Origin of the sequence: Pseudomonas sp. W17, assembly GCF_040268305.1 — a bacterium.
Lineage (GTDB): Bacteria > Pseudomonadota > Gammaproteobacteria > Pseudomonadales > Pseudomonadaceae > Aquipseudomonas > Aquipseudomonas protegens.
On sequence record NZ_CP158490.1, the window covers coordinates 4,952,988 to 4,965,802 of the forward strand.

Annotated in this window: 12 protein-coding genes; 10 read left to right on the forward strand and 2 right to left on the reverse strand. The window is 68.5% G+C overall.

The genetic code is table 11. The annotated features are described in order from the left end of the window. Positions 1 to 26: 26 nt before the first annotated feature. Complete coding sequence (locus tag ABCR88_RS22625; protein ID WP_350403578.1) at positions 27 to 1,199, reverse strand: MFS transporter; 1,173 nt, start codon at positions 1,197 to 1,199, stop codon at positions 27 to 29. 135 nt (positions 1,200 to 1,334) lie between these two features. On the opposite strand from ABCR88_RS22625, the gene ABCR88_RS22630 reads away from it, so the two are divergent. The 9 genes from ABCR88_RS22630 to ABCR88_RS22670 all read left to right on the forward strand — a co-directional run bounded on the left by ABCR88_RS22630 (position 1,335) and on the right by ABCR88_RS22670 (position 11,042). Continuing rightward, a complete protein-coding gene (locus ABCR88_RS22630; RefSeq protein ID WP_350403579.1) occupies positions 1,335 to 1,922 on the forward strand; it encodes a TetR/AcrR family transcriptional regulator in 588 nt (195 codons plus the stop codon). Positions 1,923 to 2,034: 112 nt separating this feature from the next. Beyond that, positions 2,035 to 2,835, forward strand: a complete 801-nt coding sequence (locus ABCR88_RS22635) for a glucose 1-dehydrogenase (protein ID WP_232644731.1) — start codon at positions 2,035 to 2,037, stop codon at positions 2,833 to 2,835. Continuing rightward, entirely contained in the window at positions 2,828 to 4,654 is a 1,827-nt protein-coding gene (locus ABCR88_RS22640) for a glycoside hydrolase family 15 protein (RefSeq protein ID WP_350403580.1), read from the forward strand. Before ABCR88_RS22635 ends, ABCR88_RS22640 begins: the two co-directional genes overlap by 8 nt. A gap of 66 nt (positions 4,655 to 4,720) precedes the next feature. Beyond that, positions 4,721 to 5,098 (forward strand): glyoxalase/bleomycin resistance/dioxygenase family protein, encoded by a 378-nt coding sequence (locus ABCR88_RS22645; protein WP_011062383.1) that lies wholly within the window; start codon positions 4,721 to 4,723, stop codon positions 5,096 to 5,098. Beyond that, positions 5,095 to 5,556, forward strand: coding sequence for a cysteine hydrolase family protein (locus tag ABCR88_RS22650; protein ID WP_041119266.1), 462 nt, complete (start codon positions 5,095 to 5,097; stop codon positions 5,554 to 5,556). The genes ABCR88_RS22645 and ABCR88_RS22650 overlap by 4 nt, the downstream gene beginning before the upstream one ends. A 119-nt stretch (positions 5,557 to 5,675) precedes the next feature. Next, a complete protein-coding gene (locus ABCR88_RS22655; RefSeq protein ID WP_236184886.1) occupies positions 5,676 to 6,581 on the forward strand; it encodes an alpha/beta hydrolase in 906 nt (301 codons plus the stop codon). Positions 6,582 to 6,657: 76 nt separating this feature from the next. After that, positions 6,658 to 7,131, forward strand: a complete 474-nt coding sequence (locus ABCR88_RS22660) for a hypothetical protein (RefSeq protein ID WP_325985047.1) — start codon at positions 6,658 to 6,660, stop codon at positions 7,129 to 7,131. A gap of 15 nt (positions 7,132 to 7,146) precedes the next feature. Further along, positions 7,147 to 8,589, forward strand: coding sequence for a TIGR01777 family oxidoreductase (locus ABCR88_RS22665; RefSeq protein WP_232644734.1), 1,443 nt, complete (start codon positions 7,147 to 7,149; stop codon positions 8,587 to 8,589). Positions 8,590 to 8,603: 14 nt separating this feature from the next. After that, the gene (locus tag ABCR88_RS22670; protein ID WP_350023020.1) at positions 8,604 to 11,042 is read left to right on the forward strand and encodes an alpha/beta hydrolase; all 2,439 of its coding nucleotides are present in this window, start codon (positions 8,604 to 8,606) and stop codon (positions 11,040 to 11,042) included. 9 nt (positions 11,043 to 11,051) lie between these two features. Here ABCR88_RS22670 and ABCR88_RS22675 read toward each other — a convergent pair whose 3' ends face one another. Beyond that, entirely contained in the window at positions 11,052 to 12,035 is a 984-nt protein-coding gene (locus ABCR88_RS22675) for a helix-turn-helix domain-containing protein (protein ID WP_350403581.1), read from the reverse strand. Positions 12,036 to 12,127: 92 nt separating this feature from the next. On the opposite strand from ABCR88_RS22675, the gene inhA reads away from it, so the two are divergent. Continuing rightward, positions 12,128 to 12,814: an isonitrile hydratase gene (gene inhA / locus ABCR88_RS22680; protein WP_350403582.1), complete on the forward strand. Its 687-nt coding sequence runs from the start codon at positions 12,128 to 12,130 to the stop codon at positions 12,812 to 12,814. Position 12,815 lies beyond the last annotated feature (1 nt).

The following is a 12,815-nucleotide window of genomic DNA, read 5'->3' on the forward strand; positions in this document are numbered from 1 at the left end:
GGGAACAAATTAGTCCATCGATCAGCTCAGCGCATGCGTCGATAGCTCTGCAACGCCGCCCCCAGTACCACCGCGCCGCCCGCCAGGGCCAGCCAGAAGCCGCTGCGGGCGCCGAACTGGTCCACCAGCGCTCCGGACCCCGCGGCCCCCAGGGCCACGCCGATGCTCAGGCCGGTGACCAGCCAGGTCAGGCCCTCGGTGAGCTTGGCCGGCGGCACGCTGCGTTCCACCAGGGCCATCGCGACGATCAGGGTCGGCGAGAAAAACAGCCCGGCAACGAACACCGCCAGGGACAGGCCGAGGATGTTGCTCGCCAGCAGCAGCGGCAAGGTGGTCAGCGCCGTGGCGATACCGCCGTACATGAACAGCCGGGGCAAGGGCGTGGCCAGTTTCAGGGCGCCAAAGGCGATGCCCGCCAGGCATGAGCCGATGGCGTACACCGAGAGCACGATGCTCGCCGCCGCCGGCTGCCCCTGTTGCTGGGCGAAAGCCACGCTGACCACGTCCACCACCCCGACGATGGTGCCCATGGCGGTCATCAGCAACAGCAGCAGGCGGATTTCCACCGAGCGAATGATCGAGCCAGCGTGCCCTTCCTCATGGGGATGGACCGGCGGCTCGGTGCTTTTCTGCATGACGAACACACTGACCCCCAGCACCAGCATCAGCAGCGCCGCCAGGGGCCCGGCTTCGGGAAACAGACCGACGCTGAGGCCCACCGACAAGGGCGGGCCGACAATGAAGCAGACCTCATCGAGCACCGACTCCAGGGCATAGGCGGTCTGCAGCTGCGGCTGGCCGCGGTACAGCTCGGTCCAGCGGGCACGGACCATGGCCGACATGCTGGGCATGCAGCCGGCCAGGGCGGCGCAGAGGAACAGGGTCCATTGCGGGGCCTGCAAGCGGGTGCACAGCAGCAGGGCCAGCAGCGCCCCGCCCCCCAGGCCGGCGGCCAGGGGCAATATCCGGCTCTGGCCGTAACGGTCCACCAGGCGCGATACCTGGGGCGCGCAGAACGCCGTGGCCAGGGCGAACGTCGCCGCCACCGAGCCGGCCAGGGCGTACCCGCCGTGCAGTTGAGCCAGCATGGTGATCAGGCCGATGCCGGTCATGGAGATCGGCATGCGCGCGATCATCCCGGCCAGCACAAAGGCCCGGCTGCCGGGGGCCTTGAACAGTTCGCGGTAGGGGTTTGCCATTTACAACGACTCCTTGGGGGGCTGCAACTTGCCACAAAGGGCAGGCACAGTAGAAACACATACGCCTCGTATGTTAAAAATCATGTAAACATACGCCTCGTATGTCAACCCGCCATTTGTTGGAGAACTGTGTCCATGAGCAGCCGCCCACGCGCCGCGATGATCGAGCAAACCCGCGCCAGGCTGATTGCCAGCGCGCGCCAGGCCTTTGCCCGCCTGGGCTACGCCAAGACCTCGATGGACGACCTGACCGCCGAAGCCGGGCTGACCCGGGGCGCGCTGTATCACCACTTCGGTGACAAGCAGGGGTTGCTGGCGGCGGTGGTGGAGCAGATCGACAGTGAAATGGATGAGCGCCTGGAGGCCATTTCCGCAGCGGCCAGTGATCCCTGGCAAGGCTTTGCCCAGCGCTGCCGGGCCTACCTGGAAATGGCCCAGGAAGCCGAAATCCGCCGCATCGTCCTGCAGGATGCCCGGGCCGTACTGGGGCAACGGCAGCCAGCCGAGGAACACTGCATCGACTCCCTCAGCCGCCGCCTGCAAGCGCTGGTCGAAGCCGGGCTGATCACGCCCGCGCCGAGCCAGGCCCTGGCGCGCCTGATCAACGGCAGCCTGGTGGACGCGGCGCTGTGGATCGCCGCCGCCGAACAGCCCGAGCAACGCCTGCAACAAGCCCTGCAAGCGCTTGAGCTGCTGCTGCGCGGGCTGCAACAACCGCGCTGAAATGAACTCCTGAACCGCGTCCGGGGTCAGCACAACAGGGGCCACTGATGCGTTGCGTGTCGCATGGGCACATCAGCCCCGGCCTTCGACAGCGGCGACAGGAGTGCAGTGCATGCAGATATCCCTCGACCAACAGGTAGCCCTGGTCACTGGCGCCAGCTCCGGTATTGGCGCCGCCACCGCAATCGCCCTGGCGGCGGCCGGCGCCAGCGTGGTGCTCAACTACAACTCCCAGGCCGCGCCGGCCGAGCAGTTGGCCGCGCGGATCAATGCCGAAGGCGGCCGGGCCATTGCCATTGGCGCCGATGTGGCCGATGAGGCCCAGGTCGAGGCGCTATTCGCCCAGGCCATCGAGGCCTTTGGTTTTCTCGACATCCTGGTGGCCAATTCCGGCCTGCAAAAGGATGGGCCGGCCGCCAGCCTGAGCCTGGACGACTGGAACCGGGTGATCGGCGTCAATCTCACCGGGCAGTTCCTCTGCGCTCGCGCGGCGCTGAACATCTTCCGGCGCCAGGGAGTGCGCGCCGAGGTGTCCAAGGCGGCGGGCAAGATCATCCACATGAGTTCGGTGCACCAGTTGATTCCCTGGGCCGGGCACGTGAATTACGCGGCTTCCAAGGGCGGCGTGGACATGCTGATGCGCACCCTGGCCCAGGAAGTCAGCCAGCAGCGGATCCGCATCAACGGCATCGCCCCGGGGGCGATCCGCACCGCCATCAACCGCGCCGCCACCGAGGGCGCGGCAGAGCAGGAACTGCTCAAGCTGATTCCCTACGGCCGGGTCGGCGACCCCGAGGATGTGGCCAATGCCGCGCTATGGCTGGCCTCGGACGCCTCCGACTATGTGGTCGGCAGCACCCTGTTCATCGACGGCGGCATGAGCCTCTATCCGGAGTTTCGCGGCAATGGCTGACCAGCATCCCACGGCACAACGCCCCATCGACGCCCACGGCATCATCGGCGACATGCGCAGCGCCGCCCTGGTCGACGACCAGGGCAGCATCGACTTCTTCTGCTGGCCGGAGTTCGACAGCCCGAGCATCTTCTGCTCGCTGCTGGACTCCCCCGCCGCCGGGATCTTCGAACTGGCACCGGTGCTGGCCGACGCCCGGCGCCAGCAGATCTACCTGCCCGACAGCAACGTCCTGCAGACCCGCTGGCTGGGAACCGAGGCGGTGGTGGAAGTCACCGACCTGCTGACCATCGACGACGACCCCGAGCAGCTGCCGCTGCTGATCCGCCGGGTACGGGTGGTCAGCGGCCAGGCCACGCTGCGCCTGCACTGTGCGCCGCGCCTGGACTATGGCCGGGGCGCCACCGGGGCACGACAGGAAGGCGACTCGGTGTGCTTCGAAGCCCCCGGGCAGCCCGGGCTGCGCCTGCTGAGCGACCAGCCGCTTTACCTTGAACGGGACTCGGCGCGGGCCGAGTTCGTGCTGCAACAGGGCCAGGGCGCCGAATTCATCCTCGGTGGCGTCGACGATCTGCGGGTGCGGCACGGCGATAGCGAGCTGCACCTTACGCGCACCCTGAAGTTCTGGCGCGACTGGATCGGCCAGTCCAACTACCGCGGCCGCTGGCGCGAGATGGTCAACCGTTCGGCCCTGGCGCTGAAACTGCTGACCTCCAGGCGCCATGGCGCGATCCTCGCGGCGGCCACCTTCGGCCTGCCGGAAAGCCCCGGCGGCGAACGCAACTGGGACTACCGCTACACCTGGGTACGCGACGCCTCGTTCACCGTCTACGCCTTCATGCGCCTGGGTTTCGTCGAGGAGGCCAACGCCTACATGGGCTGGCTGCGGGGCCGGGTCAGCGACTGCCATGGGCAACCGATGAAGCTCAATATCCTGTACGGCACCGACGGCCGCCAGGAGTTGCCGGAGACCGAGCTTGGGCACCTCTCCGGGCACGGCGGTGCGCAACCGGTGCGCATCGGCAACCAGGCCTACGACCAGGTGCAGCTGGATATCTTCGGCGAGCTGCTGGATGCGGTGTACCTGGTGAACAAGTACGGCGAGGCCATCTCCCACGAAGGCTGGAAACACACGGTACAGGTGGTGGACCAGGTCTGTGACAGCTGGCAGAGCAAGGATGTGGGCATCTGGGAGATGCGCGGCGAGCAGCACCACTTCCTGCACTCGCGGCTGATGTGCTGGGTGGCGGTGGACCGCGCCATCCGCCTGGCCTCCAAGCGTTCGCTGCCGGCCCCCTTCGCCCGCTGGGACCAGACCCGGCAAGCCATCTACGACGATATCTGGAGCCGGTTCTGGAACCAGGAGCACGGGCATTTCGTCCAGCACATCGGCAGTACCGCCCTGGACGGTTCGATGCTGCTGATGCCCCTGGTGCGCTTTGTCAGCGCCAAGGACCCGCGCTGGCTGGCGACCCTGGATGCCATCGAAAAGAGCCTGGTGCGTGACGGCATGGTCTACCGCTACCGCAATGACGACAGCCAGATCGACGGCCTGGCCGGCACCGAAGGCGCCTTCGCCGCCTGCTCGTTCTGGTACGTCGAATGCCTGGCCCGGGCCGGGCGCCTGGAGCAGGCGCACCTGGAGTTCGAGCAACTGCTGCGCTACGCCAACCCCCTGGGCCTGTACGCCGAGGAGTTCGACAGCCACGGCCGCCACCTGGGCAACACGCCCCAGGCCCTGACCCACCTGGCGCTGATCAGCGCGGCAAGTTTTCTCGACCGGCGCTTGAGTGGCGACAAGAGCGTCTGGCAACCTTGAGCCCGGCCCCGGTGCTGAGACCGGGGCGCTCTTCCCTTGGTGCCCGACAGAAATGGAACTCGCCCCATGCCCGACTCGCCGATCATCGCCGTGATGATCCATGCCGCCGACTGGCGTGCCGCCACCCATTGGTACGCCCAGGCCTTTCCCCAGGCCCGCCGGGTGCTGCACGAGCCGGATGATTTCGGCCATTTGCAGCTCGCGGGCCTGTCCCTGGAAATCGTCCCCTGCGACGCCAAGGTCGGCCAGGGGCCGGCGGGCACGGTGGTGTACTGGCAGGTCGCCGATCTGCCCGGCCAGGTGCAGCGCCTGACCGGGCTGGGTGGGCGCCTGTATCGCGGGCCCATGGTCATTGAAGGCGGCGACTCGATCTGCCAGGTGCAGGACCCCTGGGGCAACTGCATCGGCCTGCGCCAGCCGGCCCGTTTGGGGCAGGCGTCATGAACCAGGTGCTGCTGATCATCGACGTGCAACCCTGCTTCAACCCTCCGCAGTGGCTGGTGGACGGCATCAACCGCCTGCTCGGGCGCATGCCCTCGGTGGCCACGGTGGAGCGCCATGATGAAAGCCGCACGCCCTTCGCCCGGCAACTGGGCTGGCAGCCGGCGGTGGATGACCAGAGCCTGGTGGCCGCCGACAAGGTCTTCATCAAGCACGGCTACGGGCCGACGACGGAGATTCTCGAGCACCTCAAAAGCCTCGCCCCCGAGCGTGTGCTGGTGTGCGGTATCCAGACCGACACCTGCGTGCTGGCCGCAGGTTTTGCCCTGTTCGATGCCGGCTTGCAGCCGACCCTGCTCACCGACCTGACCGTGGGTTCGTCCCTGGACCGCAGCGGCGGCCTGGGCATCGACCTGTGGCGGCATCACTTCAGGCACCTGGCCCGCAGCGACGAACTCTAGGGGCCGGCTTGCGGGCCCCTTTGCTGGCGCGACGCCCACGGGCTGCATGCCGCTAAGACTTGAGGACAGCACGCAAGTTTTGCGCTAGCTTTTCCCGGCCCACCGGATCCGGAGTCGTCATGCCCAGCCCAGCCTCCCTGCACCAGGTCAGCACCCCCAGCCTGCATATCGCCTATGAGGAACATGGCCCGCGCAACGGCGAGCCGGTGATCCTGCTCCACGGGTTTCCCTACGACGTGCGGGCCTACGACGAGATCGCCCCGCCCCTGGCCGAGCGCGGCTATCGGGTCATCGTTCCCTACCTGCGGGGCTACGGCCCGACGCGCTTTGCCAGCGAACAGGTGATGCGTTCCGGGCAGCAGGCGGCCCTGGCCCGGGACCTGCTGGAGCTGATGGACGCCCTGCACCTGCCCCAGGCCACCCTCGCCGGCTACGACTGGGGTGGGCGCGCCGCGTGCATCGTCGCGGCGCTCTGGCCGCAGCGGGTCAAGGGCCTGATGAGCGCCGACGGCTACAACATCCAGGACATTCCCCGGGCCATCGAGCCCCGGGCGCCGGAGACCGAGCTGCGGCTGTGGTACCAGTACTACTTCAATACCCAACGCGGGGTGGACGGCCTGACGGCCAACCGCCGGGAATTCTGCGAGCTGTTGTGGCGCCTGTGGTCGCCAACCTGGAAACAAGGGCCGGGGCTCTATGGCCTGAGCGCGCCCTCCTTCGACAACCCGGACTTCGTCGCTGTGGTGATCCACTCCTACCGTCATCGCTTCGGCTATGTGCCGGGCGACCCGGGCCTGGAAAGCATCGAGCGGGCGCTGGAGGCGCAACCGCCGATCCGGGTGCCGACCATCGCCCTGTGCGGCGCTGACGACGGCGTCGGCCCGGCCACCGAACCGGACCCCGATGTCGGCCTGTTCAGTGGGCCCTATCAGCGGCGGATCCTCCCGGGGATCGGCCACAACCTGCCCCAGGAAGCGCCGCAAGCCACCCTCGACGCGCTGCTGGAGTTGCTCGGCAAGCCCTGAGATGGGCACCGGCGCGCGCCATGGGCCGGAAAAAATCGGTACACTTCGCGGCCTCGATCCCCCCACAGGACATGGAATGTTATCCGTCGCCGCTTCTCCCCGACCCGGCCTGCGCCGCGCCCTGGTGCTCTGGCTGTATGCCGTCGGCGCCGGCCACCTGCTGGCCGGGCTGCTGCTGACCTGGGCCGGCCACAGTGGCCTGTTCAACGATTACCTCGCGGGCATCGAACAGGCCTTCTGGGGCGCCGCCGCGCCGGCACCGGCCCGGGCCCAGCAGATCTGGTGGCTGGGGCTGTTCGGCGCCACCCTGCAAAGCTATTCGCTGTTCCTGCTGGGGCTGGTGCACCTGGGCAACCGCCTGCGGGCCCCTGCCGCCTGGGCCTGGCTGATGGCCGGGATTGTGCTGTGGGCGCCCCAGGACATGTGGCTGTCCTGGCAGATGAACATGACCGCCCACCTGTGGATCGACAGCTTCGCCCTGCTGGTGCTGCTGCCGCCGTTACTGTGGCTGCAGCGCCACGACCGCCGTACCTCTAGTCTTCCCTCGTAAAAGGACTTCACCATCGTGGCTGATTTGCCAATCCTGCAGTGGGCTATCGCCCTGTTGCTCGCCCAGGGCGTGCTCGGCGCCCTGGATACTCTCTACCATCACGAACTCACCGTGGCCCTGCCGCAGCGTCACAGCGCCCGCAAGGAACTGAGCATCCATGCCCTGCGCTCGTGCTTCTACGGCGTGCTGTTCATGGGCATCGCCCACCTGGCGTTCCAGGGCATCTGGGCCCTGGTGATCGCCCTGCTGTTCGCCCTGGAAATCGGCCTGACCCTGTGGGACTTCGTGGTCGAGGATCGCAGCCGCAAGCTGCCGGCCATCGAACGCATCATGCACACCGTGCTGGCGATCAACGCCGGGGCCTTCTTCGCCCTGTACGGCCTGCAACTGCTGGAATGGTCACGCCTGCCCAGTGCCTTGAATCCCATCGACCTGGGCTGGCAGGGCTGGGCCCTGAGCCTGTTCGCCGTGGGCGTCACCGCCTCGGGCATCCGCGACGGCCTGGCGGCGCTGCGCCTGCAACGCCAGGGCCAGGGCGCCAACCCCTTTGCCGGTGGCAGCGGCAAGCGGGTGCTGGTCACCGGTGGCACCGGTTTTATCGGCGAGACCCTGGTCAACCAACTGCTGGATGCCGGGCACACGGTCAGCGTGCTGGCCCGGGACCCGCTGCGCGCCGCCTACCTGTTCGACGGTCGCGCCCGTTGCCTGCGCTCGCTGAGCAAGCTGGGCCACGGCGAAGCCTTCGACGTGATCATCAACCTGGCCGGTGCCCCGGTGGCCGGGCCGCGCTGGTCGGCCAAGCGCCAGGCGCAACTGCTGGCCAGCCGGGTCGGCACCACCGAAGCCCTGCTCAACTGGCTGCAACACGCCCAGCACAAGCCGCAGCTGTGGATCCAGGCGTCGGCCATCGGCTTCTATGGCGTGCGCGACGCCAGCCAGAGCCTGGATGAAAACGCCGAGCGCGGCGAAGGCTTCATGGCCGATCTGTGCGCGCGCTGGGAATCCTCCGCCGAACCGGCCACCCGCTTCGGCGTGCGCCAGGTGGTGCTGCGCCTGGGGATCGTCTTCGGTCCCGGCGGCGCCCTGAAGCCATTGCTGATGCCCTTTCATTTCGGTTTTGGCGGACGCATGGGCGATGGCCGGCAGATCATGAGCTGGGTGCACCGTGACGACGTGTTGCAGGTGATGGCCCGGGCCATGAACGACCCGTCCCTGTCCGGCACCTACAACATGGTGGCGCCGGAAGCGGTGAGCCAGGGCACCTTCGCCACTACTGTCGGCAAGGTGCTCAAGCGCCCGGTGTGGCTGCACGTGCCGGCTGCGCCGGTACGGGCCCTGGCCGGGGAGATGGCCGAGCTGTTCTTCGATGGCCAGAAGGTAGTGCCGGCGCGCCTGCTGCAGGCCGGCTACCGCTTCCGTTACCCGACCCTGGACGCCGCCCTGCGCGACCTGACCTGAGCTGAGGAATGCCCATGAGCAAGCCCCTGTTGTACCTGCTGGCGGGCAATGGCAGCGCCGCCGACTGGTGGGACGATGCCCTGCCGCACTTCCAGCGCTATCAGGTGCAGCCCCTGGAGCTGCCGGGGTTTGGCGACAACCCGCTGCCGCCCTGCCAGGACCTGGGTGAATACGCCGAGGCCCTGCTGGGCATGACCGAGCCGGGCCAGGGGATTGTCGCGGTGGGGGTCAGCGCGCTGATCGTGCTGCACGCCTTGCAGCGCCGCCCGGGGCACTTCTGCCGCAGTGTGCTGTTGTCGCCGGTGGGGGCCTTTCTATGGCAACGGCGCTTGCCGGCGCTGATGTCGCCGCTGCCCGCGCGCTTGCTGATTCATGGCTTGCTCAGCCATAAACCGACCCTGTTCGCCGGCAAGTTCTCGCGCCAGCCGTGGAGCCAGGAGCAGTACCGGCGCATGGGCGCCGGCTATGCTCGGTGCCGGGCCTTCGTACCGCTGTGGGAGCAACTGCGGGCCGATACCGCGCTGCCGCTGCTGGAGTGGATCAAGGACCCGGTGCAACTGGTCTGGGGCGACCAGGACCGGCTGCTGGGGATTGCCCAGGCCGCAGCCTGGTCGGCCATCCTGGCCCGGGCCGACCTGCGGGTCAGCCTGCGGCCGGGCTGGGGCCATTACCCCTGGATCGACCACCCCGCCGAGTTCGTCGCCTGGCTGGAGTCCGCCGACAACGGCTTCGTCGCCCACACCAAGGGCGGCCGCCTGCGCCTGGCGGAGCTGGCCGGCCAACCGGTGCCCAGCGCCCTGTCCCTGGACAGCGCCAACGACCCGCAGCTGCCGGCCCTGCTCGCCAGCCAGCCTGCGGCGCTGTGGGCGGTGCGTTCCTCCAGCTACGGCGAGGACCAGGCCGACTCGGCCAATGCCGGCTTGAGCACCACTTACCTGCGGGTGGCCAGCGAGCAAGTGCCCGGGCGCATCAGCGAACTGCGCGATGCCGGGGTCGAGGAAGTGGTGGTGCAGCGCTTTATCCAGCCGACCCTGTCGGGGATTGCCTTCGTCCGTCACCTGGCGGTGGAACTGGAGTGGGTCGAGGGCCATCTGGAAAGCCTTGCCGACGGTCAGGTCAGCCCGCAGCGGGCGATCCTTTCACGCCTGGGCGCGGCCTGGGAAAGCGGCCATTTCGCCACCACCCAGGGCCTGAGCGCCAGCGCCCTGTGGGATTTCCTGCAAGGGGTGCTCAAGACCTTCCACTACGTGCCCGGCGATGTGGAATGGGCCTGGGACGGCCAGCAACTGTGGCTGCTGCAGTACCGCCCCATCAGCGACTACGGCTGGCGCCGGCACCTGACCGCGGCCAATATCGCCGAGATCCTGCCACCGCAACCCAGCCGTTTCGTCGAGTACGGCCAGCGCCGCGCGGCGGCGAGCATTCCGGCGATCATGGCGCGCTGGGACGCCCGTGTACTGCAGGACAACGAGCCCTTCACCGCAGTGTTCGGCGGTGCTTCCTATATCAACAATGACCTGTTCCTGGCGCGGCTGGCCGACTGGGGCCTGCCCTCCTCCAGCTATGCCGGCGAGGTGGGCGGCGCCACCCCGCAACTGCCCTTGCGGCCCCTGCGCCTGTTGCGCTCGCTGCCACGGTTCCTGCGCATGCAGCACATCGCCCGCGGCCACCTGCTGAGCCTGGAACCGGGCCTGCGGCGCTTCGACCGGGAACTGGCGCAGTTGCGCGCCGCCGGGGCCGACGGCCAGCAACTGGCAGACTGGTTCAGCCGCTTCTATGTGTTCGTGGTGCAGGGCAACCTGTGCATCGCCACCGCCCTGGCCAGCAGTGGCGGCGCGCTGCTGGGGCGTCCGCCCACCGCCTACGACAACCTGGACAACAGCCCCCATCGCCTGCCCTGGGAAACCGACCCCGGCACCCCGCGCCCGCAGTGCGCCGAGTTGCCGTTGCAAGCCTTCCCGCACTGGAGCCCGGCCATCACCCTGGCCCACCGCCTGGGCTTGCCGGGCATGCGCGGCTATTACCTGCAAGTGCGCGAGTGGTACCGGGACAACCTGATGCGGATCTTCTTCCGCTTGCACCACGCCGTGCCCGAGGCTGATCGCGGCTACTGGTTCGCCCCCCATGAGCAGGTGCGCAACCGTGGCGGCAGCTTCTGGCAGGACGGCCGCGAAGGCAGCGAGCAGGCGGCAGGGTTCATGATCTACCCGGGCCAGGTCCAGGGCGTGCTGGGGGTCGACATACTGCTGGAGGACACCCTCGACCCCGGGCGCCATGCCCACTATCAGCAGGCCAGGGCGGTGATTGCGCGCATGGGCGGGCGCCTGTCCCACGGTTCGACCCTGTTGCGCGAACTGCGCAAGCCCTCGGCGGTACTGCCCCAGGTAGACCCGGCCTGGATCGGCCGCGAAGTGCTGTATGCCGACGGCCAACTGAGCCTGGTAGAAGGCTGAAACCCGCGCTCAGGGCTGCGCAAGGCTGGCGAAGCGTTCGCGGTAGGCCTGGGGCGTCACGCCCAGGGCCCGCAGCACGCTGCGACGCAGGGTTTCCTCGCTACCGAAACCGCACTGGGCGGCGATGCGCTTGATCGGCAGGGTGCTGTCGGCCAGCAGGCGCCGGGCGCTTTCCACACGGATCAGTTCAATGGCCCGGGCCGGGGTCTGGCCGGTGTCGGCGCGGTAGTGACGGACGAAACTGCGCTCGCTCATTCCCGCCTGCTCGGCCAGCACCGGCACCGTCAGTTCGCGGTCCAGGTGCTCGGCGATCCAGGCGTGCAGCCGGTCGAAACGCCCACCCTGGTTCTGCAGCGACAGGGTTACGCTGAACTGCGATTGGCCCCCCGGGCGCTTGAGAAACACCACCAGTTGCCGCGCCACTTCCAGCGCCACTGCGCGCCCCAGGTCGGCCTCCACCAGGGCCAGGGCCAGATCGATGCCGGCGGTGACCCCGGCCGAGGTCCACACCGGGCCATCGTTGATGAAGATCGGATTGGCCTCCACCTGCAGTTGCGGATACTGCTCGGCCAACTGCTCGCAGCGGGTCCAGTGGGTGACCACCCGGCGCCCGTCCAGCCAGCCGCTGGCGGCCAGCAGAAAGGCCCCGGTGCAGACCGACGCCACCCGCCGTGACGCCGCAGCCCGGGCCGCCACCCAGGCCACCAGTTCAGGATCACGGGCCGCCTCGTAGACGCCCCAGCCACCGGCAACGATCAGGGTGTCGCAGGGCTCTTGCGGCAGCGGCAGCGGCTCGGCCAGCAGCGCCAGCCCCGAGGAGCTCAGGGTCGCCCCGCCCGGGCTGGCAATCACCCGCGGGTGGTAGGGCAAGGGCAGGCCCAGGCCGCGGGCCCGGTCATTGGCCGAGGCGAATACCTGCAGCGGCCCGCTGACATCCAGCAACTGGGCATTGGCGAAGGCCAGGACAAACACGTTTTTCGGCGCAGTGGGCATGGTTGGCGTAAATCGAGGGCTGGTTGGCGTATGCGCCAAATCCTAGAGCGCTAGAGTCAAGCCGTCCACTTCATCGACACAAGGAACAGGCAATGGCAGTGCAGATAGGTTTTCTGTTGTTCCCCGAGGTCCAGCAACTGGATCTGACCGGCCCCCATGACGTACTGGCCTCGCTGCCGGATGTGCAGGTGCACCTGATCTGGAAGGAGCCGGGGCCGGTGGTGGCCAGCTCGGGGCTGGTGCTGCAGGCCACCACAAGCTTCGCCGACTGCCCGCCGCTGGATGTGATCTGCATCCCCGGCGGTACCGGGGTCGGGGCGCTGATGGAAGACCCGCAGGCCCTGGCGTTCATCCGCCAGCAGGCCGCCCGGGCGCGCTACGTGACCTCGGTGTGCACCGGCTCCCTGGTACTCGGCGCCGCCGGACTGCTTCAGGGCAAACGCGCCACCACCCACTGGGCCTACCACGAACTGCTGGCGCCCCTGGGAGCGATCCCGGTGCGCGAGCGGGTGGTGCGTGACGGCAACCTGCTGACCGGCGGCGGTATCACCGCCGGCATCGACTTCGCCCTGACCCTGGCCGCCGAACTGTTCGACGCCGCCACCGCGCAGCGGGTACAGCTGCAACTGGAGTACGCCCCGGCGCCACCGTTCAATGCCGGCAGCCCGGATACCGCCCCCGCCAGCGTGGTGCAGCAGGCCCGCCAGCGCGCTGCGGATTCGCTGCACAAGCGCCGGGAAATCACCCTGCGCGCGGCCGCGCGGCTGGCAGCCGACTGAG